The 22,439-nt window shown below is 41.2% G+C and carries 23 protein-coding genes and 1 other RNA gene; 2 read left to right on the forward strand and 22 right to left on the reverse strand.

The window, feature by feature from the left end:
* Positions 1 to 46: 46 nt before the first annotated feature.
* From ABDV94_RS02825 to recR, 22 genes are all read right to left on the reverse strand, one after another.
* Complete coding sequence (locus ABDV94_RS02825; protein ID WP_343604585.1) at positions 47 to 778, reverse strand: metallophosphoesterase family protein; 732 nt, start codon at positions 776 to 778, stop codon at positions 47 to 49.
* Positions 775 to 1,323 (reverse strand): 2OG-Fe(II) oxygenase, encoded by a 549-nt coding sequence (locus ABDV94_RS02830; protein ID WP_343604587.1) that lies wholly within the window; start codon positions 1,321 to 1,323, stop codon positions 775 to 777. The genes ABDV94_RS02825 and ABDV94_RS02830 overlap by 4 nt, the downstream gene beginning before the upstream one ends.
* Before the next feature lie 3 nt (positions 1,324 to 1,326).
* Positions 1,327 to 1,863 carry an RNA 2'-phosphotransferase gene (locus ABDV94_RS02835; RefSeq protein WP_343604589.1) on the reverse strand — a complete coding sequence of 179 codons (537 nt, stop codon included), beginning with the start codon at positions 1,861 to 1,863 and terminating at the stop codon, positions 1,327 to 1,329.
* Positions 1,860 to 2,399, reverse strand: coding sequence for an NADAR family protein (locus ABDV94_RS02840; protein ID WP_343604591.1), 540 nt, complete (start codon positions 2,397 to 2,399; stop codon positions 1,860 to 1,862). The genes ABDV94_RS02835 and ABDV94_RS02840 overlap by 4 nt, the downstream gene beginning before the upstream one ends.
* A 33-nt stretch (positions 2,400 to 2,432) precedes the next feature.
* A complete protein-coding gene (locus ABDV94_RS02845; RefSeq protein WP_343604592.1) occupies positions 2,433 to 3,119 on the reverse strand; it encodes an NUDIX domain-containing protein in 687 nt (228 codons plus the stop codon).
* 379 nt (positions 3,120 to 3,498) lie between these two features.
* On the reverse strand, positions 3,499 to 4,125 hold the full coding sequence (locus tag ABDV94_RS02850) for a hypothetical protein (protein ID WP_343604593.1): 627 nt from the start codon (positions 4,123 to 4,125) through the stop codon (positions 3,499 to 3,501).
* Between the two features lie 20 nt (positions 4,126 to 4,145).
* A complete protein-coding gene (locus ABDV94_RS02855) occupies positions 4,146 to 5,432 on the reverse strand; it encodes a PEP/pyruvate-binding domain-containing protein (RefSeq protein WP_343604594.1) in 1,287 nt (428 codons plus the stop codon).
* A 129-nt stretch (positions 5,433 to 5,561) separates the two neighbouring features.
* Positions 5,562 to 6,629: a hypothetical protein gene (locus ABDV94_RS02860; RefSeq protein WP_343604596.1), complete on the reverse strand. Its 1,068-nt coding sequence runs from the start codon at positions 6,627 to 6,629 to the stop codon at positions 5,562 to 5,564.
* A 384-nt stretch (positions 6,630 to 7,013) separates the two neighbouring features.
* A complete protein-coding gene (locus ABDV94_RS02865; RefSeq protein ID WP_343604598.1) occupies positions 7,014 to 8,285 on the reverse strand; it encodes a hypothetical protein in 1,272 nt (423 codons plus the stop codon).
* Positions 8,286 to 8,354: 69 nt separating this feature from the next.
* Complete coding sequence (locus ABDV94_RS02870) at positions 8,355 to 9,233, reverse strand: restriction endonuclease (protein ID WP_343604600.1); 879 nt, start codon at positions 9,231 to 9,233, stop codon at positions 8,355 to 8,357.
* Between the two features lie 41 nt (positions 9,234 to 9,274).
* On the reverse strand, positions 9,275 to 9,715 hold the full coding sequence (locus ABDV94_RS02875) for a hypothetical protein (protein ID WP_343604602.1): 441 nt from the start codon (positions 9,713 to 9,715) through the stop codon (positions 9,275 to 9,277).
* A 26-nt stretch (positions 9,716 to 9,741) separates the two neighbouring features.
* Complete coding sequence (locus tag ABDV94_RS02880) at positions 9,742 to 10,611, reverse strand: alpha/beta hydrolase-fold protein (protein ID WP_343604604.1); 870 nt, start codon at positions 10,609 to 10,611, stop codon at positions 9,742 to 9,744.
* Between the two features lie 136 nt (positions 10,612 to 10,747).
* Complete coding sequence (locus ABDV94_RS02885; protein ID WP_343604606.1) at positions 10,748 to 12,220, reverse strand: hypothetical protein; 1,473 nt, start codon at positions 12,218 to 12,220, stop codon at positions 10,748 to 10,750.
* Between the two features lie 48 nt (positions 12,221 to 12,268).
* Positions 12,269 to 12,997: a hypothetical protein gene (locus ABDV94_RS02890; RefSeq protein WP_343604608.1), complete on the reverse strand. Its 729-nt coding sequence runs from the start codon at positions 12,995 to 12,997 to the stop codon at positions 12,269 to 12,271.
* Positions 12,998 to 13,307: 310 nt separating this feature from the next.
* Positions 13,308 to 14,228 carry an ATP-grasp domain-containing protein gene (locus ABDV94_RS02895; protein ID WP_343604609.1) on the reverse strand — a complete coding sequence of 307 codons (921 nt, stop codon included), beginning with the start codon at positions 14,226 to 14,228 and terminating at the stop codon, positions 13,308 to 13,310.
* A gap of 104 nt (positions 14,229 to 14,332) precedes the next feature.
* Positions 14,333 to 14,860: a DUF4375 domain-containing protein gene (locus ABDV94_RS02900; RefSeq protein WP_343604610.1), complete on the reverse strand. Its 528-nt coding sequence runs from the start codon at positions 14,858 to 14,860 to the stop codon at positions 14,333 to 14,335.
* A 255-nt stretch (positions 14,861 to 15,115) separates the two neighbouring features.
* The gene (locus ABDV94_RS02905; protein WP_343604612.1) at positions 15,116 to 15,682 is read right to left on the reverse strand and encodes a phage tail protein; all 567 of its coding nucleotides are present in this window, start codon (positions 15,680 to 15,682) and stop codon (positions 15,116 to 15,118) included.
* 401 nt (positions 15,683 to 16,083) lie between these two features.
* On the reverse strand, positions 16,084 to 18,471 hold the full coding sequence (locus ABDV94_RS02910) for a hypothetical protein (protein ID WP_343604614.1): 2,388 nt from the start codon (positions 18,469 to 18,471) through the stop codon (positions 16,084 to 16,086).
* Between the two features lie 220 nt (positions 18,472 to 18,691).
* Positions 18,692 to 19,096: a transfer-messenger RNA gene (gene ssrA, locus ABDV94_RS02915) on the reverse strand.
* 168 nt (positions 19,097 to 19,264) lie between these two features.
* Positions 19,265 to 19,897, reverse strand: a complete 633-nt coding sequence (locus tag ABDV94_RS02920) for an RNA-binding protein (protein ID WP_343604616.1) — start codon at positions 19,895 to 19,897, stop codon at positions 19,265 to 19,267.
* Positions 19,898 to 20,054: 157 nt separating this feature from the next.
* On the reverse strand, positions 20,055 to 20,441 hold the full coding sequence (mscL, locus tag ABDV94_RS02925; RefSeq protein ID WP_343604617.1) for a large conductance mechanosensitive channel protein MscL: 387 nt from the start codon (positions 20,439 to 20,441) through the stop codon (positions 20,055 to 20,057).
* 76 nt (positions 20,442 to 20,517) lie between these two features.
* Positions 20,518 to 21,123 carry a recombination mediator RecR gene (gene recR, locus ABDV94_RS02930; RefSeq protein WP_343604618.1) on the reverse strand — a complete coding sequence of 202 codons (606 nt, stop codon included), beginning with the start codon at positions 21,121 to 21,123 and terminating at the stop codon, positions 20,518 to 20,520.
* A 203-nt stretch (positions 21,124 to 21,326) separates the two neighbouring features.
* Between recR and ABDV94_RS02935 the strand changes: the two genes are divergently transcribed.
* Together ABDV94_RS02935 and smpB are read left to right on the forward strand one after the other, a co-directional pair.
* Entirely contained in the window at positions 21,327 to 21,992 is a 666-nt protein-coding gene (locus tag ABDV94_RS02935; RefSeq protein ID WP_343604619.1) for a hypothetical protein, read from the forward strand.
* Positions 21,985 to 22,437, forward strand: a complete 453-nt coding sequence (gene smpB / locus ABDV94_RS02940; protein WP_343604621.1) for an SsrA-binding protein SmpB — start codon at positions 21,985 to 21,987, stop codon at positions 22,435 to 22,437. The genes ABDV94_RS02935 and smpB overlap by 8 nt, the downstream gene beginning before the upstream one ends.
* Positions 22,438 to 22,439: the final 2 nt, after the last annotated feature.

Here is a 22,439-nt window from a genome sequence, read left to right on the forward strand (position 1 = left end):
AGTTCAAAATTGGTTTAAACGTTTTGAACCCATTGAACTAGTGCTGTTAGTTTCTTCCGCGTTCGTCCGGATAAAGGGTTTGAACGACATCGCTTTGCCAGAACTCCTTTGTTTCGATGTCCATGATGCTCAATTTTCCGGTAAAAGCAGATCCGGTGTCCACATTCCAGACATTGATTCCGTTCATCGGAATGTCTGAATGGTAATTGATCGTGGGGGTGTGACCGATGAAAATCTCGCTGAACAATTTCAGGCGTTTCGGGTAGAGAACAGAATCCTTTTGAACCCGTTTATCCATCGTCAAAGCCATTTCCCACAGGGTGCGATCCCAGCTGTAGTTGGTAGCGTAGACTTCCTGTTCCGGTCCGTGCATGGACGAAAAACCGGCATGGATGAACAAACGGTTGTTTCTATCGATGAAGTAATTGTACATCTGGTGGTAGAATTCCAGGTGTTTGGTTCGTTCTTCTTCGGTAATCGAAGCATAACTTTCCACCGTTGCTTTACCGCCATGTATCAGCCATTTCTCATTCGACAAACCAAATCGAAGCCATTCTTCGCACCAGGTATCGTGATTTCCACGAATAAACAGGCAGGAATTGCTTTCGCTCAGGGAAATCAGGCGATCAATGACTTGTTTCGACTCGCTCCAGCCGTCTACATAATCTCCGAGAAAAACCAGGGTGTCGTTCTCCGTAATCGCGGCTCTTTCCAGCACCTGCTCCAAAGCTCTGAGTGCTCCGTGAATATCTCCGATAACCAGTATTCTTTTTTTCATGACTGTAATTTGTACATAACATCGGTTCGTAAAGCATATTTGACCCCGGAGAGAACCGTTTCCCCGGTATGTTTTAGTGGATGATGGAAAACCAGTGCAGTGCCTTTTTTCGGCTTGACAATACAGTTTTCAAAGCTGGTTTCCCCGCCTTCAAAATCATCGTTGAGATAAATCATGAAGGTGAATAGGCTGACTTCTTCATCATTTCGGATAAAGCTCCCGTCGCGGTGTTTCTTGAAGCGCTGATTGGGCTCGTATTTGTAAAAACGAAACAATTCGTTCAAACCGATTGCGGTGCTGTTTTCGAAAGGTGTCACAGCATACGCTTCGAAGCGATTCCAGATGCGTTTGGCAAGATCAACATCCGTCAGGAGAATCCGGGAATTATTCCGGATTCCTTTTAGCATGATTTCCTGTCCATCTACCTGGACTTTGGCTTCTTCAAAACCGGTTTGTTCGCTCCAGATGATGAGGTCGTCACATTCCTGCACACTGAAGAAATCTTCAATGAGGTAGAGGTCTGTGTCCAGATCGATTCGTTTCATGGCTTAAAACTGGATGTACTCAACCGGAACCTGGTCGCAGAGCCATACGCCGTTTTTGGATCGGTAGAAGGAATACCCGTCCTGGTTCATTCGTACTGCATCAACCGTCAGAATGACTGGTTTTCCGCGTCTGCTCCCCACTTTCACAGCTGTTTCAAGGTCTTTGCTCAAATGAACGTGGTGGCGGTTCATCTTTTTCAAGCCCTCGGCGCGAATGTTTCCCAGGAATTTATCGACCGTTCCATGGTAGAGGAAGCCCGGAGGCTCAACTGCTTCGTAATCCAGGTCAATCTCAATCGAATGTCCCTGGTTTGCACGAATTCGGGTAAGGTCTTCATTGAATGAAAAGCGTTGTTTGTCGTTTCCGGCAACCACTTCTTCCAACGTTTCAAAATCCAGGTGTCGTTTCTTTAAGTTGCATTTTTCGATCAGTTCGTCTACATCGACCCAACCGTTTGCATCTGGTGTAATGCCTATTTCCTGTGGTTTGTGACGCAATACCAAACTGAGGAATTTACTGATATGTTTTAAATCTTTCATGATTGTAATAAGTTGTCCCGGACTTCCATGAGGGCAAAACCGAGAAGGTTTTCACCGCGCCATTTCGCCGGATTGTTTGCATTTTCGTGGTCTTCAGCCAAACCGATTCCCCAAACAGGATCTACCGGGCTGGCTTCAACCAATACTTTGTTTGTTGTTTGAATCAGGAACTGCTTCAAGGCTTCGTTTTGCGAAAACTTCAGAAGATTTCCCTGTCGTACGATTTCATATTTGTGTTTGTCCCACTTTTCGGGATCAAAATTCCGTACCTGTCTTCCCAGGTCTTTGACATCTTTCGGGGAATCTTTTGCTACAATACGTGCAGCAATTTCCTCGTCTCCGAACAACAAGGCTTTGTGTGCCATCATGTAGTGTTCGGCAGTTTTGTAGATCACCCCGTTTTCCGTAAATGGGGTAGGCCACCACTGACTCATACAGGTTTTGATGATCGATCCGTCTCTGCTCGGTTGATGTCCCCAGAAGAATAAGTAATCGACTTCCGGTTGGTTCTTTAATTGTTCGATAGAATATTTCATCATGTTGTTTTTCAGTTAAATAATTTCTTTTAGTTAAAGCTCAAAGTGAAATCCTTTTTTGGTGAGTTCCTCATACGCTTTTTTGTCAAAGCTGTAGTAAAACGCCGCTTTTCTCGGTACGTTTTGCTCTTTTTCATCGAGTTGTTTCAACAAGCCCATCCCGATGATTTTCTTCCGGAAGTTCCGTTTGTCAATCGGAGCCTGGAGGATGGCTTCGTACACGGATTGGAGCTGGCTCAGCGTAAACTTCAAATCCAGGAGCTCGAAACCGATCGGCTGGTAGCGAACCTTGCCTTTCAGTCGTTCAATGGCTACGGAAACAATCTCACTGTGATCAAACCCCAATTCCGGGAGCGCGGAGATCGGGTGCCATGCTGCCTGAATCGTGTCCCGACCTGCGATCAGTGCAAACTGTGTTTTGTTCACCAAAGCAAAATAACTTACCGAAACGATCCGTTCACGTGGATCGCGGTCAATACTGCTGAAAGTGTACAACTGCTCAATAAAGACATTTCCGATGCCGGCTTTTTCCCGGAGCAGTCTTTTGGCCGCTGTTTCCGTTGTTTCATGCATGAATACAAAACCTCCCGGAAGTGCCCAGGTATTTTCAAACGGAGCTTTCTCTCTTTTCAGAAGCAGGAGTTTTAATTCTCCGCCGTCGAACCCGAAGATCACACAATCGGTTGCCAGGGCCGGCCTTTCATATTCGTATTGAACCATTGTTTCAAAGTGTTATTTTGACACAAAGGTAATGCATCATTTGAATAATGCAAATTTTAAAGTGTTAAATTTACACTTTGATGTTTTTGTGTTGTGAAATCTGAGAGGTGGAGTGTTGGTGTATTAGGTTTAATATGTTGATTGTTATCGTGTTTTGTTTCCGGTAAGTACAGTGGTTTTATGATGCTTACTTCCGAAGCTCCGGGACATTTAAGCGAGACCAGCCTGTCCCGACTTTTCGGGAGTAGACTCGCTCTAATCTGCTCATCTGTGGTAAAAAATAAAGAGTGCCTGCTGGTAAGTATTGAAATTATAAACGCAAAGATGCAACACTTACGCTATAGCTTTAGCGAAGGTGCAAAGAACGCAGAGGTTTTGATTACTGGAGTTGAATAATGATCCGCTGGTTTTTTGGTTCAATCTGGATCCATTTTTTCTGATTCTCATCCGGAATGGTGTGAACGAGACTCAGATTGCCCATATAATTTGCGATAGCCTGTTCACCCAGCCGGATAATCATTTCGTAATGATTTTCTCCTTCTCTCCCGATCCAGGCTTTGGTAACAATTTCTTGGTGTTCCCGAATCTTACTTTTCGTCAGGCTTTTGATATCAGCAGGTAAATGATCAACCCCGTCACACCAAAATCCTGTTAGCTCCTCCATGTCCAATTCGTCAAAGTCGAGTTTCCACTCCAGATGCGAGCAAAACTCCCTGTTGAACGGAGGTTCATCGAAATTGTAATTGAACGCATGGCATTTAGGACACTCAACATTTTCTCCTGTCAGATTCTTAAAATTGCATTTCACACAATGTCCGTTTTCACAATGGATATGTATTGCGACAACTTTTGCGTCGGAGTGACTCATCTTGAATTCATTGATTAGCTTACTGACGAGAAAGATCTTCATGTTTTGAGCCGCCAAGCCCCAGATTTCCAGTTTTTGATCTTCTGTGAAATTCAGCTCGGGGATTTCATTGGAACATTTTTTACAGGTGTGTGCCATAGATTGTTATCGTTATAAACTCAATGTTTCACAAACTTCACCGATTTGCAAACTGTCTGATCCATCGAACCGCTGAGGATGTAAACGCCCGAAGAGAGGTGGCTGATTGAAACCGGGTGATCCGAAGCTTCAGATTGTTCCAGTGTTTTTTCCAATGCCAGGCTTCCGCGGCTGTCCGTAATACGAACCGTAACGATTCCGCAATGCTCACAATGGAGGTGAATCGTCTCAGTTGCCGGATTCGGGAACAGCACAAAATCACAATTATCCAAAACAAGCGGTACAGCATTGGAAGGAATGTACGAAACCCATGGTCTGGCTTGCTTAATCACCAATTGCCCGGTGCTGTCTATTTTGTATTCGATGTCCATGGCAAAAGTAGGATTGTTTTCCGCGTGATACAAAACTGCAAAACGATCGTGAATGGTTGCCAGGTAATGCCGGAGCAGGTTCCGTTGAGAATCGTTCATCAATAATGAATCCACATCGAGCAAACTCGAATACTGGATAATCGAATAATCATCGGTTCCATTGGGGTAACGTTTGAGTAATAATTCTTCCGGGAAAGTACTTTCCGGGTTTGTGATCAGCTCTTCTCCCAATTGTGAATTCAGGTAAAACGTACTGTCGGTGAAATAAACAGGATCGGCACTTACGCCCACGCCGTTCACTTGCTCATCTTCAAAATTCGGATGGCATAACACTCCCATGGAAGCATAAAAATGGTTCACACGGTAAAATTCACGCTCTTCAAATGCACGCAGGTTCCACAAACTGGCATAAACCTGTTTGATCGTTTTGCTGATGTGTCCTTCATTGGGATGATGCGTTTTGGAGTCGTAGAGACCGGCACCGCTGAATCCCGGAAGGTCTTCGTTGTTGGTACTGGAACGGCAGCGAACAGATGTTCCCGTCGGAAATGCTTCCTGCATAGCGGAAAGCTGATCGAGCATCCAGGCCGGCATGCTTGCGGCTTTGATCTCCGAACGAAGATCAGCCAGCATCGCATCGCGGATGGTTCTGTCTGAGACAAAGCCCGGATCGTGAATCATGGATTCGATTTCCTCGAAAAAATGGTTGTGCTTCATGAATTTCTGGTAGAAGTAGAAGGGAATACCGAAACCATTGGGAATAGCTCCTTCCGGGAATCCGAAAGTGCGCATTGTGGCAATATTGGAAGCTTTGGCTCCAAAACCGTCGCTCATGGCGAAAGCAATCTCATCCAGCGGGAGAATTTCCGTGTAAGAGAGGTTGAGCGGAGGAAGCTGTTCGGCAGCCGGTCGTTGTTGCTCATACCAGTGATTCACTTCTTCAAGCGATGCCTCCCGGATTTCAAAATTACTCTGGTTGGTTTTGAAGTAGATGTAATGATTCAGGAGATTGGCAATGGTGTCAATAGACAGCGGATCGCGGACGAAAGCATTGGGAACATTGTCCTACATGGCTCTCAGGTTCACATGAGAAAGCGGGGTTTGGATCACAGAAGTCATGATTCCACCCACTCTCGGAAGCGAATTCGGAAGCGCTTCGTACAGTACAATATCTTTGGAATCGGGAACTTCTCCCGGAGACATCAGCCGGAAAAAGCCGTAACCTTCCGATTGGTGTAATCCCCAGTAATTGATTCCTGCATACACATTGGTTTCAAACAAAACGGCTACCCGCGATTGCTGGTAAAGCGCCAGGTTATTCTGGTAATCGGTTTCGTTGTTCTCCGTAACGAAGTATGCCAGGTTGTTTTTCAGGTACGACATGTTTGACGCGAGTAATTCCTGTGTCCGTTGCACCGTTTCAAAGGGCATGGTTTCGTTATTGGTGAAGTTGAATGCATATGTTCCGAGCGTTCCGTTTGCCGATAATACATTCGGGAAATAAATGATCTGCCCTTTTTTGACGGTCGGCGCCAGGTGGTTGACACCCAGATAAGAAGCAAAATCTGCATGCAGATCGTAGTTGTTGCTGTTGATGAAATAGATTTTTGGTGCATTGGAATCGAAGTCCAGGATGATGAATTTGACAAACTCCACGTCGTTCAGGTATTCTACCCAGGGAGCCGAATTATCCTCCGTTGAAACGGTCTGAAACGCAGCAAGCGTGTTTAAGGCTAGTGATGCATGGTGAATATCAACCGGTGTAGCGGCGTTGAGTGCACCGCGTTGTGGCATGGCGTAGTATTCCGTGATATCATCCGATCCGTCACCATCGGAATCTGCAGGAGAGTTAACGGAATATTCCAGGACACGGTAATGATTTTGCGGATACGCTTTCAACGGTTCTGTGAGGATGGTTGTCCCTGCTTGTCCCGGCGTCATAGACGTTTTGAACACAAACGCAGAATCCGGGTGCTGTCTTACCTCCAGGATGTAGTACTTATCAGTTCCGGAGTTTACTTTCAGGCGCACCTGTCCGTTTACATCCAGTGCGTAATCCAGGATCGGAACTTGTTGTCCGTGAATTGTTCCTGTAATGAAAAGAAAAAGTAGAAAAGGAAAGAACACTTTCATGCGTATGATTTAGAATGAGGTAACTGCATCGAAAACAACATGTTTGTTTGCTCCCGGATGATGGCAAGTTACAAAAATACCTCAAACAATCAAAAGAAACACACTTCACTCAAGGATTACCTTCAATAAGTGACCGGAATGTCGGGATCGCGCCGAATGAATAATCAAGCGGTTTTTCACAGCACGGGGTTTCAGTGAATAGCATAGCGGTGTCGTTTCGTTTCATAAATAGTGGAAGCTTTCCGTGGACAAAGTGCGAAAGGTATAATCAAAAACTACCGTATAAATACCTGATTTTGACATGTGGTTTTCCGAAAAGGAAAAAGTCAGTGATTGGGTAGTTTAAGTACTAAAACTACGGCGTAAGCACTTCGGTCAGAGCGCTCAAAATCCTCTCTGAATATTGAGTTTCGGGTAATAATCTTCGTGATATTCGCTTAGTACAAAGGAATCGTACACTTTTCCTGCTTCCAGTCCTGTTGTTCGTTCACTGGTAACCACCAGGTCAAAAATGATTTCCTGTTCATCTCGTTCTTTATAGGCTCCTTCGAATTGGTTGTCCCGGCAGTAAATAAACGGACGGTAGAAGCAGAATCTCCTGTAATTCGTGTATGATAACATATCCGGATGCAGGGGGAAATCGTGACAGAACGTACTGTTTTCGAGGTTCCCAAGTACCCGAAGCAGCAATTCCGTTGAATAGCCTGAGAGCGTTTCATACTCTTTCCGGAGCGTGAGTTTCAATCGTGTAACGGGTGGAAGATCGGTCCCCATTCTGAAAAACGCTACCATGGCTTTTTTGGTCTTGTTTCCGTCTACCGCTTTCATCACCGCCTTTACCTGGTCTGCAGAAAAGGAAGCCGGATTCGAAAAAGCCAGGTCAACCCATTCACCGAGTTCTTCATCCGATGTTTCAGGCTCAAAATCTGCCAATCCAAGTGCGCGACGCAACAAATTGACCACATACAGACCGCTGCGTCTGCCGAAGAATTTCCGGTAAGCAGATCCGTTCAGTTCTTCCAGTTCGTTGACAGTCAATGCGTATGTTTTGAGCGGCTCAGACTCTTGCGAAAGCAGGTCGATTAGGCGCTGATTTTCCGGGTGGAGTCGTTCATCAATCCAGTTTGTTCCGAAGTGCCGTCTGATTCCCTGCTCCAGGATGTCTGAAAATTCACCATCGAAACGGTTAACAAATCCGTCGTTATCCCAATCATAGAAGGCAATCCCTGTTTTTGAGCGAACCATAATGGCTCCCCAGGCAGCATCGTCCCCGATAAAAAAGAGGACTTCATCGTTTTTGTCGATCGTCAGTTCTGATTCCTCATGGAGGAAATAGGAGAAACTACTCGCTTTGGCGTAAGGCATTTTGTAGTAATTCGTTGCGGGATGATACGTCCGTTTCCCATCGGAATCGAGACCCAGCAATGTGAAGCCGTTCCAGGTTTGATCCCCGCAGCTGAAAAGAAACGATAATCCATTGACGCTGTTGTAGAACGAAAGCATTTCGGCCGGCAGGATATCCTGCCATTTGGAGAGTTTTTCCCCGAAGCGAATCCGGGATTCTTCAATCTTCACATCACTGCGCGAAGCTATTTTTCCAATCCAGACAAGCACCTGCTGTGCCAGCGTCATCTCGGTGTTTCTATCGTGTTGCATAAGGGCACAAGAATAACGATAAAAATGGAGAAAACGGTCGGGTAGAGGGATTGTGGGGTAAGATATGAATTAGTAAATCTTTTGAAATATTTCTGATGTGTTGAAGGATTTTTTGAATTCATCTTCCCAAATCGTAGTATCATTAATACTTAATGGTAATTTGGGGTTGGTAGGTATTGTTGACTTCATAATTTCTAAAAGCCTTTCTCCATCTATTAGGTCTAAATGTAGTTTGGTTTGTACTTTTTTTAATTTTTCAGGAATCTCATAGGTTGGTTTTGTAAAGCGTTCAGCAGTTGTTACAAATATTCCTTGTTGAAACCCTTCGATCACCATCGCTCCAACAAAGTTCTTTACTTCTTGTATAGATTCTATTTCGCGATTAATTCTTCTTTTTACCTGAACTGCTGTTTGAATGGTTGAATTGTCATGACAAACATAAAGATCAATCCCTCCATCAGGAGTATTTACATTGGAGGTCGTATAAAAAACATCACATGACAAATGTTCTTTCAGGATATCTTTTACCAACTCTTCAGCTTTGGAAGCCGAAATCAATTTTCTGTCATTCCAGTGATCCGATAGATGCTTTTTCAATTCGGAGATTTTAACGTCATTGCTTGAAATATCAATACGTTCTAAAATCGAGTGATATTGATAGGCGTAATTTACTTTTTGATTATCCCAGTCAAACTCTTGTTTACATTGCCACCACCCACAGTGAATACAAAAAAACAAGATATTTCGACTGTCGTAGTATTTTTCATTAATAATGAGGCTGTCTATTTTGATATTTGAATACTTTTCAAATGCACTGTTACAATTTGGGCAAAGCCCATTCTCAAATCCTTTGAATACATTGATTCCGATTAAATCATCACCGGATTCAGTATCGACATGGTCATGTTCCTGAAAATCCTGGTAAAAAAGTCGTTTTATTTTGCTCATGATGTATATCACTGTTTAAGTAGTGTGAAGACATTTTAGAACTAGTACTTCAAACAATTCTCCCGCAGTTCATTTTGCTCATCCAGTTCTAAAATGACCTCTTTGATTCGCTCTTCGGATAACTCCGTGACCAGGATCATTTTTTGCATGGACAGGTAATTTTGTCCTTTCAACAGTTCATTCAAATACATGGGGGTCGTAAATTTTGTCCAGTACCTGTCTCCATCGGAAAACTCAATGGTCACTTCAACCAGGCCGGATTCCGGATTTTCAATCGGATCGTCTATTGAAATCGACTGAATTTCGGATTCTTTTTGCAGATCAAAGTAATACGAAGCATACCATTTCAGTTTACCCTGATCGTTTTGAATCCGTACATTTTCCGAATTCACTGCTTCAATGACGTATGCTTTTCTCTTTGTCAGCTGGCTTTTGTAGGTTCCGATGTTGTTACAGAATACGGTTGTTTTTGGAGTCATCATGGTGGGAGAGTTTGTGTAAAACGATTTCAATGCTTCAACACAGGGTACAAAAATTGAAATGCATTCATCACTGCCAGGTGCATGATCGTCGCGTGGTTTTCCAACGGTAAATAATCGAAAAATACGTTTACCTGCTTGCTTTTGCTTTCTTTCAGTTTGTCTGCCAGTAAATTGGCATCTACTTCCATAACCCGCGGTATTTCGGTTGGAGTCAGTCCTTCTTTTCCAACAGCAAGATACACGCTCGTTGGCTGCGTGAAGCTCTCAGAAAGAACCGGTGAATTCAGCTCCAGTAGTGAACCATTGTCCCACCATAAACTCGGGCTGATAATGATGTACCGGTTAAACAACGTCGGTTTTTTCAGGAGAACTTCCGTTGCAAGCAGTCCGCCCAGGGATTGCCCGATAATGGTTTTGTCCGTATTTCCGCGGTATTTTGATTCGATAAATGGCTGAAGTTCTTTTTCGATAAACGAGATAAACTTGTCGGAATGTCCTGCCGTTGGAAGCGGTATGGTCGTTTTGAAGGTACTCGGAAAGGTGAAATCCCGCTGTCTATCCACGTTTGCAATACCAACCAAAATAGACTTCGGCAGTTGATTGATCCACTCAAAATTGTAGAACTGAACAAGTCCAGCAATGTGGATAAAGTCTTCGTCTGCCGATCCGTCTAGCAGGTAGATCACCGGGTATTTCGTCGAATCATTCGGATTGTATCCTTCCGGAAGATAGATGTTCAGCGTTCTTTTTTCGGAAAGTTCTTTTGACTGGATTTCGTCAATTACACCCAGCACAAAGGGTTTACTCGTCGTTTGTGTTTGTTGCGATTTCCCTTTCTGTGCAATTGCAATCGCAGTGGAAAAGACAATTGCCAGGAGTAGTATGATTTTTTTCATGTGTTTCTGATTTATCCAATGGATCTGTTTGTATTTCAATAGTAGCCATAAAAAGTGAGAAGAGGGGATAGCCTTCCGGGTAAACAGGAATCTTTAGGAACCTGAATTCTTCTGCTTCTGTATTTCCGATTACTTCTTATTCAAGTCCTTCGATCTGTTTCTGGTGTTGTTCGACCTGGTATTTATTGAAATTGTTCCATCGCGGTGATGCGGTGGTTTTTTGTCCCATCAATGCATCAATGCAGGTATTGTTATCCCGATATTTTTCGTGTAAGACGGTCAGAATCCTGAAGAAAAAATCATCCAGCATCCCGGTGTTTTCAAAACCGGAAGTACCGGATAACTGCAATACATGGAGAACGCTTTGTTTTTCTTCTTCGTTTATTTCCGTGCGGTAACCGTTTTTCAGGCTTTTGAACACCAGATTATTCCACACCACACTGTCGTGACCCCAGCTTACGTCCGGAACATGGAGGGAATGCTCACAAACCAGCACAATGGCATGGAGTACATCGTTCAAATAATCAGCCGGAAATTCATCAAAACTTCTGAATTCAAACCCGCTCTGGTACATTTTTTCCAGGTTAAAATCCAGGCCGATGTCTGCCAGCAATTCATAATCCATGGTTGATTCGACCTGGTCGCGCCACCAAATATTTTCTTCTTTGCTAAATTTTAAAAGCTTTCTGAATTCATCTACCGGGTAGGTCAACACTTTGCCTTTTGGCATGGCTTTGTTGAAGGTGCCAACACCTGTGTAACGGGACATGGCATTTCGCATTGAACCGGATGCAAATTGTTCTTTCAGACCAAACCTGGAAGAAACGACACTCATGATATCCGGACTTCCCAATGTGGCAATAAATAAGGGCTCAAACCATTGCAGCATGTAAACGGCATTGGTATGCATGGCTTCAAACGCAGGATAATCGACAATCCGGCTATTTTCTGTCAGAACCGGTAACGTGAGGTGAAAATGGTAGGTTCCGTTATTAAACAAAACCAGGTTTTCCTGGTTCGACATGAACATGTTCAGCCCGATGTTGTAATTCGGAAAATTCAGCTTTCCGTCGAAAACCCCGGATTTATTTAATTCATGAATGAATAATCGTTTCGTTTCTCTTAATTCATCACAGGAATCAGAGATCGTGCGGTTTTCAAAATATTTGGTTACAAATTCGATGGAGTCGCCATCAAAATTGACGGATCCCATCGGATTGGTTTTTTGAGTAACAATACTTCGGATATTGTAGGGTTGATTTTCCAAAAAGGTTTCCAGAACGGATTTTCCAAGATACTCCGGGTTGTCTTCCAGCGGATCTGTTCCGGCAATCGTCTTGTGCTGATAGTTTACATCGAGCTTTTCGAGTGAATGACTATTGATCATTCGACTGACCCGGTATGTTTTTGTTCTGTCAAAACCTGCTTCCAGCACTGGTGTCAATGCTCCTGATTTATAACATTTTCGGTAATCGATGCTATAGCGTTCGCAACCGATGTTGTCTTGAACAAATTCACCGGAAACTACCAGAGATTCTTCGAATTTCAGATAGGTTTCGTTTTCTAATCCAATTCCCCAATACGTATTTCTTTTCGGATGTTCTTTCATTTATTTTAAAACAATAATGGATGGTATTTTGTGTTGAAATGTTTGTGTTTAATCGTGATAATAGAAAACATGTGATGAATAACGTTCATGATTCCACCAGTCTTTACGGGCTTTTGAAAAGTAATTGTAATTCAGTTTTCCGGCTTGCGATTGCAGGGGATAAACGACCACTCCATTTTCGCGGTATGCTTTTTTTACATTGGTTTCAGGAACAATGGGTACGATGTGTCCGGAAAGTCCGGCAGTTTTTCGCTTGGCACAAATAATTCCTATTCCACCTTCCTGATTCACTTTGTCCTGAATTTCATCCAGGTTTGTCATTTTTTTCCACCCGAAACTCGGTCCCCATTTGATCAGCCAATCGTGAATGGCACTGGAGTAAATAGGGAGCACCGTTTCGTTAAAAATGGGTTCTACCTCTTCACCGTTTGCAATCTTTTCCAGCGACTCTTCCGTCCACCAAACCGTAGGTAAATAAACCTGCGTGAAATAACAGTAATCATACGAATACACATTGCAATACGTATCTTCCGGCGTACGCTGGTAACGCTGACTTTTGATTACATCCAATTTATTGATAATCCGGCGAATGCTTTCTTTTTTCGTTTCCAGGTCGGTTAAATCGCGAAACGGAATCGAAGGGTCGTCCATCGGATGAAATTTGTCTAAAACAGAATCTAAGCGGGAATTCGGACTTGTGGGCAAAGCCGCAGGCACAATTCGCCCGACGGATATTTTTTCTTCAAGGATATTTGTAATGTTGTTAACTATCATCATTTCGATTCTTTTCTAATGAAGGGCACTCCTTTTTATAATGCATATAAAAATACACTTTCGGATTGAATTGGGTCGTAAAGAAGTCCTTTTTGAGGAAATCAATAATCCGACTTGTTCTTTTTTATTTTGATCCTTAATGTGTTCAAACCGACCAAAAAATCTGAAATACAATGCCTTTCAGGCAAACCGGAATCGAACCGTTGTCGTTTCAATACTTTCGCCTGTCAGGCTGTCGTTCTCCTTAATCCTTCCCGAAGTGTCGGAAAGGAGACTTGAATTGTACTTCGAAGCGGGATTCTAAAGTGAATGTTTAACTATTCAATTCGGCATTTTTTAATTCGCTGTAAAATTTGCTTCTATCGGTTTTGTCAGGAAGTCCGGCAACTTGGCCATCCCCAAGTTCAATGATGATGAACGTCCCGTTTTTTTGCCTGGCAATGTCCATACTGAAAAAATGGCTTTGAATTTGAGCGGCAAGTTGTTCAAATTCAACCGTGTTGGGTTTGTCAAGTTTGTATTCACCTTCTTCCCAGTAGTCGTAAGTTCCAATAAGCTTCCCATTGCAAAAAAATAAACGATATTCTTCAGTCAAAGGCATTCCACTTTTTGAATGAATTGTTAAGTCATTCAGCTCTATAAACTCCCGGACAACAATTCCTTCGTTTAAATAGCTGCCGCGAAGCTCGATAAGCTTACTGATTTTTTGTCTCAAATCGTCTTCATTTGAAGCGTCTCTTACGAAACAAGCACCTTCCCAATCATGTTTTTCGGATTTCACATAGTCCTTAAGGATTATGGGGTTCTTTCCGAAGACTTTCGATTTTTGGATTAACTTGTCAAGACTATTTTCCGAATCAAATTTTTCAAATACGGTTTTGGGCGTCCTGGCTTCGATGAATTTCAGGCTGTTGGGTAAATAATGGCAATTCTGATATTCCTCAACCGTATTGATGAGTTGATAATTTTTTGACAGTAAATCATGGTATAGAACCGCATACTGATCCGGCGTTAACATCCAGCCCCTGTAAATAACCCGGACTAATTGATCGCTTGAGATTATCTGCCTGGTTGCACTTGAAAACCGGTCATCATTTGTTAAGTCCTCAAAACTGAATAATAGTGTTCCAAATCCATTTTCTTGTGCTGAAGCGAATTCATCCTCAAAGTCTTCGTCAACCCTGTTTTTTTCGAATGGACTTTCACAGAATAAGATGTAAAGTTGTTCTGACATTGGTGTCTGAATTGGTACTGCTTTTATTAAAGTGAGTATAATTAGAATCGTTTGCGATTGATCATCTGTCCCTAAGAAGGGAAGTAGATTTTAGACCTATTTGATCAATTTATAAAGTCGCCTTTGTGTAATCGAATGTATTTTATTTGTAAATCAATCAGATTTTCTTCTTTATACAGGTCGTAAAATTCATCGTCATACACATCTAATGGATTGTTTTCATACGATTTACTGAATCCTTCCAGGGTTCCGTCCTGATGTTCTGTTATTTTATCGTATTCTAATTGGTATGTAGCATTTGCTCTACCAGCTAAATCGGCAAATTTAATTGCACCAATTCGTTTTAAAGCATCGGGAACCAGTTCTGAAAACTGACCACTTGAATTGAAATAAAATTGATTAAATCCGCCGTTATTGACTTCTCCCTCCAACAACCAAATGATATAAATAGCCTGGCGAGATTTATTCCATGAGGTCACTATGTTGAATTCGTTCTTATAATTATCTCCGACATTTTGGAGTAAGTTATCAAATACAAGTTGCGGTAAATCATCGTCTTCCGAAGAATCGATCATTTGTTCGGTTATTATTGATTTGTTGGATCGAAATAATTTTAAGAGATGCTTGAGCATGGTGGATTTTGATTTTTTGTAACGAGAATCAATACTACCAAAAAAATCTGAAATACAATGCCTTTCAGGCAAACCGGAATCGAACCGTTGTCGTTTCAATACTTTCGCCTGTCAGGCTGTCGTTCTCTCTGACAGAGTCATCAAGACCTTAATCCTCCCGGCACAAACCATTGGTTTTCAAATGCAAAAAAGCATCCAACTGCTGCTGAATGCTTTTTCCGGATGAATAGGTTGGTTTGGCAGAGCATTCGGAAATCAGCGGGTAACTTTTATGATATAATAGATGTATGCGTTTTTACTCCTGGTTTCTTTAGCTGTTCTCGGTTCTCCATTGGTTCCGTCATTAATCGGGTTGGTGATGGTCAGCTCTGTAAAATAGTGTCCGTTACGTTCATCCCCACTATCGGTATTGTTGGGGCCACCGTAACTCGGCGAACCATGGCTCCACGATATACCATGCCGGTGTCCCTGGAAAGCATCGTACTGGATCGATCCCACCAGGTTTCCATTGTTTCCGGGGTTCCCCGAAGGTTCACTTCTGGGAGAACTTCGAGTGGTTTTATCCGGATCGTTGTCACTGTCTCCCGAAACGCCTCTCAAAAACATTCCGCGTAAATCGGGTAAATAAAAACTCGGAATCCCTGAACCTCCCCAAACTGTCCCGATGGCTTGAAACAAATCCGGAAAGGCGTCTTTACTCAATTCTCTTCCGTCGCATTCATACCAGCCTGCCGGAATCTTGTTGTATTCACCTGCGAATGCTATAATTGTTCCTATAGGAACACCACCGATAATTGGTAGTTCTGTTGCTTCATTATTCATAATATCAATTTTTAATGATTTATTGAAGCAAACATACAAGCGATTGTTTGAGGAATCTATGGGAGTTTCCTCCATGGTAGCCGGGTGTTTTTCGCTCAGTTTTTTGTGTGAATTACGAGTTGATGTCTTTATTGTTAGTTGATTGAAATGCCTTGGTCGGGTCTCACTAAAGATTTGTGGTTCCCATGTTCCAGGGTTCTTCCTGAATGGTTGGGATGGGATTTCACGCTCATTCTCGTTCTCATTTTCGCTCTGCAAAAAGGAAAAAGCCCGGAAAGACAGAGTGAGTGTGAGCGCGAGTATTGAGGGACAAAAAGCAAAAAAGCATCCAACTACCGCTGAATGCTTTTTTCTTTTTGTGGAGAAGGGCGAACGGAAATGGAACCAAAAATGATTCAGATTTACTTGCGTTTTCTGTTTACTCTATTCAAATAATATTGTGTTTTTTTAATGTGTACACCAGCTTGTTTTTGTAAATCAGCTATAATATTCTCTTGGGTAGAACTCTTTTCTTCAAGTTCCTTAAATTTAAGCATTAATGATTCAATTTCAGGAGTAAAGCTATATCCTTTTTCTTTCACGATTTTAGCAAATTTGAGATATTCATCAAATTCTAATTTGGTGTTTATATCATCAGTTTCGTCTGAAATTTCATCTAGATCATCAGATGAATTGTCGGATGACAAATGTTCATGAATTGCATCTTTTAAATCCTTTTTTAATCTTACTATATTTTTATCCTTTAAATCAACACCAGCGTTAACTAAATGCTTAATGTGTAACCAATTTTCGTTAACTACATCAATTAAAAAGGGGTTATCAAACAAGTTCACAGTCTCTTTAGCACTCATAGTAAACAATCCAATTTGCTCAAAAATGTTAAGTAACGCAGAAGGGTTAACAGTTACATTCTGCTTAAGCCCAATCATATAAGCACATCTCAAAGTACGTATAGACGAGGTGACTAAATAAAAATCTCCAGGTAGGATTTTAACTTCTTGTGAATTGCTAATCTTTTTATTGAGAAAATAAGCAGTCAAATACTGTTTTGCATCAGTTGCTGCTATTGACTTATTCTCATCTTCCGTTCTATATTGTGCTTTCGCAGTTTTAATTGTTGCTTTATAAACTTCCGAAGACAATTTTGTCAATAATTCATCAGGAATTTGAGTTGTTTCAATTTCCTCAATTGTTTTAAAAATAATTGATTTGCTCAAATAGGTTTTTATGAATTCACATAAAAATTCATAGCCATTATCAGGATCATAGTAATTAGATAAATAGGTTTTAAATGTCAATGTTGAATTTAACTTTCTTGCAGAATAGTACCCTTTTACAAATATGTTTGAAATTTTTTCGTCTATAACCAGATCGTCAATGACATCAAATGTATTTTTAAAATAATTGTAATTACGCTCAGCAAATTCTGCATGCTTAATTACCTCATAAACTACGTCTTCAGTGATTTCAACTTGACATCGGGACTTAATTAATTCACTTAGTAATGATCTGTAAATTGGACTGATTTTAGTTTCTCCAACGATACAGTATAATAAAAAATCAGTATCTAGAATGAAAGTTTTCTTTGTAAGATTTGTTAACTGAAACTCTTTTAATGATGGGTCAAGACTCATTATTTGCGCTCCAATAAATGCTTTTGACCATTCAGCTAATGTCTCCGCTTGAGCATCTGATGGGTTCTTAATAATCTCACCCAATGAATATAACAAAGCATCTCCTAAAGGTTTTGATAGCCCTTTTCTAATTATAGCAGTTATATCAGCGTTTGTAGAAATCGAATCATCTAAATTTTTAAAAAGAGGATTCATTGATTCATCAGAATATTCTAATCCATGCAATCTAAAAAAAAGGCTTAATCCATTTTTTACATTTTGCTCAATATTGTAAGTACTCGCATTATCTATTTTATCTGGATAAATACTTACAACATTAAGAACTATATCATTGATTAATGCTTTGGTGCCTTGATTGATTTTTGATACGTTAGACTCAATTTTTTCAATTGAATTTTTAGAGGGCTCGAATTTTCCATCACTTTTTTTAGTTAAGAGCCCTGATTTTTTAAGTCTATCAATAGCCGAGCTTACTTTATCAATGGGAATTACCTTAAAAAACTTGTCACTAAAAACATTTACAACATCTTCTGCAATACCCGATTTCAAATCAACAAATATTGCAAGTACAGTCCTATCAAATAATGCTTTCCTTGTAGAACCACCATCCTTATTAAATGTGAATAATAGAGAACATTTTAACAGCGAGTTCGTCAATGTTTCGTTAGATGCATCTGTAAAAATTGTTTTACGCTCAAACAACTGTCCAGTTAATTGCTTTTGAATATCTCCAAAATACCTAGTAAAAATATCATTACGTGTTGACAATGTCGTAACAAACGTTGATCTTTCTATGATTTCTAACTTAACTCTATTTGAAAATTTCGTTCGAACTTTTGCCTTAATCGCCTGAATATTATTTATTTGGTTTGAGGAGACTATTATTAATTCGTTGAAAGAAATAGCGTTTGCTTCTAGTTTCCTAATAGTATCGTAAACCTTAGCATTTATATTATCTTGTAAAGTAATTTGAAATACCGTTGTTTTTGTCTCATCGTGATAATATTTAACTAATATGGCATCAATTCCATCATCATCAATACCACCCACGGGTATGATATTTTCGAAACCATTTAATTTCAATATTTCTATAGAAAGCTGCTCGAATCTACGAAAATCTGTATAATGCTCTAAAGCAATCTCTATTATATCCATCATATAATTTTTTATGGATTCTTTAATTAAGTAACGGTATTTTGAATAGCATGAATAGTCTAAGCATGATAAAAATACCTTTTTTTTCGAAAAATGACATTCAAAATATAGGATTGGAACCACTGAACTCTTAAACTAGTTGCTACAATTCTCAGCTATACCAAGTGGTTTAGGGGAAACAAAAAAGGACAAACTAAGTATTATCCTAGTTTGTCCCTCTTGGTGGAGTCGGAGGGGTTCGAACCCTCGTCCAAACGATGAATCCCAATGTCTTCTACATGTTTAGTTTTTGATTGATTGTAGGAAGAAGTCCGGACAAAAACACCCAATACTTCAACTTAGCCTCTAAGATCTCACACCGCCCGCGAGGCGTGTTTGGTGCCAGATTTTCTAAAATGATTCCCCTGAGCCTGCTGACCGAAAATCACAATCGTGCAGAGGAGAAACTTGTCCGTGTACTATATCTTCCACTGGATTAAGCCGAATTTACCTGGTAAATTAAGCAGCAAGTGCGTATGACGTATTGTCAATTATTGTTCGAACCAAGATATTTACGAGCTTCAGTTCACCGCTCGACATGCTTCCCACCGAAATCGCTACCGCTGTCAAATCCAACGTCGACCCCAATTTGAATATACAAATCTACTAAAAAATATTGATTTCAGGCAGTCATCTTAGGGTTTCTTAACCAAAGCCTCAAAATAGAAACGAGTAGAGCAGGAGGGAGCTTTAAGAGCGGAACACAGATTGCATAAAACAAAAAATCCCTCCGGCTTAGCCGGAGGGATTACTATTAATAGTCATCATCTTCGTCGTCGTCATCGTCCCAGCCTGAGGAACGATTTCTATTGTAATTCAACAGATCGTCATCGTCCTCATCATCTTCTTCAAAGAAACGATTTCCTTTCCCGCTTTTTTTGTACGCATCCATTTTCGTTTTCTTCGGAGCATCCTTACTTCCACGGTTATCTTTCTCCTTTTTGCGCTCTACTTTTGCAGGTGCAATATCATCCGGACTGTTGAACGCTGGCTTCGGAGCTCTGTTGTCGTCGAGTTTTTTGTAATCGGATTTGTAATCAGTTGTTGTATTCCGATCTTCTCTTGGACGGTCGTTGTTCCTGTTGAAAGGTCTGTCATTCTGGCGGCCACCATGGTTGTCACCGGAAGGTTTTCCGCCGGAAGCACGGTCATCAGCCTTTTTAACAGCAATGTTTCTGCCGTTAACAGCATAATTGTCCAACGCCTTGATAGCGGCTTCAGCCTCTGATTCATCGAACATTTCCACAAAAGCAAAACCCCTTGGTTTTCCTGTTTCGCGATCTTTTGCAATGGTGACACGGTTGACACGACCATGTTCTTCAAAAAGGGACTTCAGCTGTTCTTCTGTTGCGCTGAAATCGAGTTTTGCCACAAAAATACTTGTCATTTGTATTTGAATATTCTCTTTTCCGTCCTTAAAGGACAATTGTTTCGAACGAAGATATATAAATTTTCAAATTCTCAAAACTTTGAACGATAATTCCTTTGAACCAATTTATTGAATGGTTTTCAAGAGTGATTAAACGTACCCGTTTTTCGGATGCTTATTTGTTCTTCAACAAGTCGCGGATTTCTGTCAAAAGTTTCTCTTCATTAGACGGTTCCGGCGCAGCAGCAGGAACTTCTTCTTCCTTCTTTTTACGCAGCGACATGGCTTTGTTCATTCCTTTTACGATCATGAAAATACAGAAAGCAACCACCAGGAAATTGATTACTGCGGCAATAAATTTACCATACAGCACACCATTCCAGGATAAATTCTGTAAATCGGTAATCTGTAATTTTTTCATTACCGGGTTCAGAATCAGCGGAGTGATGATATCGGCAACCAAAGAAGAAACAATCGCACTGAAAGCAGCACCAATGATCACGGCAACAGCAAGGTCTACCACATTCCCCCGCATAATGAACGATCTAAATTCTTTTAACATAGTCTTTACTTTGAAGTTCAACCAAATATACCATTATTTTAATCCCGGCAATGGAAAGTAAAAACAAATTTTGGCTTTAGGATTGAAAAGGAATGCGTTGCTGAATAGACCGTGAAAGGGTAATTTCATCGGCATACTGGATCTCAGAACCTACTGCAATTCCGCGGGAAAGCGTAGTGATTTGAACCTGCGAAGCATGCAGTTTCTTGTATAGGAAAAAGTTGGTCGTGTCGCCTTCCATCGTGGGGCTGAGTGCAAGAATCACTTCATCAACTGTCGATGCGGTACATTTATCCACCAATGGCTGAATAAACAGGTCGTTGGGACCGATTCCGTCCATCGGGGAAATAATGCCGCCCAATACGTGATAAATACCGGTATAGGTTCCGGTGCTTTCGATCGCCATCACGTCGCGGATATCTTCCACTACACAAACCAGCCGATGGTTCCGTTTCTCATTGGAGCAGATGGAGCATATCGGCGTATCTGAAATATTCCCGCAGGAAGAGCAACTTTGAACGTGCGTTTTCAATTGCTGGAGAACATCCCCGAAGCGTTCCAGTTCGTCCGGATTGCGCTTCAGTAAATTAAGCACCAGGCGCAGGGCAGTACGCTTCCCGATTCCAGGAAGGGAACTGAATTGCTCTACAGCTTCTTCAACATATTTGGATGGAATATTCATCGGCTCAAAAGTACGGATAATCTCCCGCTGATTTTGCCGATTCTGCTGATCTTTTTATAAAGGAATCGAAACATCGTGTTTTATATCTTTAATGAAGGCAAAGAAGCAACGAACGCAACGTTTTTTAGGAATGATCAGCGTGATTCGCGGGAGCACATTTGCATTTATTTGTGTTTTCTGGCTCGAAACAGTACTTTTGCCCCGTGGAAGTAATACAATTTGATTTTTTAGGATTGCATTTGCAGGAGCCGATGGCACTGCTTTTTAATTGGATCATTGCCGGATTCTGTTTTTTTGCGTTCAGTAGGCTTGGGACATATAAGAACACCGCAAACTTCTATTGGAGAGCGTTTTACCTGACGTTCGGAATCTCGACTGTATTTGGTGGATTGGGACATTTGTTCTTTCAGTATACCGGCTTTTTCGGGAAATATCCAAGCTGGATTTTCGGATGTATTGCAAACGGTTTCGCGGGAATGGGAATGTTGAACTTCAGAGGAATTTCGACTCCCAAAAACTATGCATATCACCTGATTTGGATCAAAAGCATCGGTTTTTGCGTCGCTTCCATCCTGACTCAGAAATTTATTTTCGTGGCGGTCGATGCGATTTTAACGTACATCGGTTACACCGGAGTATATGCATACATGTTGATGAAGCGCGATGTGCGTGCGAAGTTTCTCAAGTACATGATTACTGCGGTATTGATTCTACTACCGTCAGCATTTATTTTTATTTTTAAATTCAATGTACATCAGTGGCTGAACAAAGATGATTTGAGCCATATTCTGATGTTGATTACGATTTACTATTTTTACCTTGGTTTAAAGGAATGGGGTCGAAACGAGGCCCAGGTTGAATATGTCTAAGAACGAAATAAATATCAAGAACAAACGCGCCCGGTTCGAATACCAGCTGGACGAGTTTTTCACTGCAGGAATGGTGCTTTCCGGTACTGAAATTAAAAGTATCCGGAATGGAAAAGCCAGTATCCTGGAGGCATATTGTATTGTAGACAACGGCCAGGTTTTTATCCGGAATATGCACGTTTCTCCCTACGAAAACGGATCATTTTACAACCACACTGCGCGCTCTGACAGAAAATTACTTCTGAATAAGAAGGAAATCAAAAAGTTGGAAAAGTGGGTAAAAACGAAGGGAAATACCATTGTTCCACTCAAATTATTCTTGTCTGAAAAAGGTTGGTTGAAACTGGAAATGGCAACTGCTGTCGGTAAAAAACTTCACGACAAACGTCAGGATCTGAAAGAAAAAGACGACAAACGCGCGATGGATCGTGCGATGAAACGTTAATT

It is taken from the genome of Fluviicola sp., from assembly GCF_039596355.1.
Classification (GTDB): domain Bacteria; phylum Bacteroidota; class Bacteroidia; order Flavobacteriales_D; family Crocinitomicaceae; genus Fluviicola.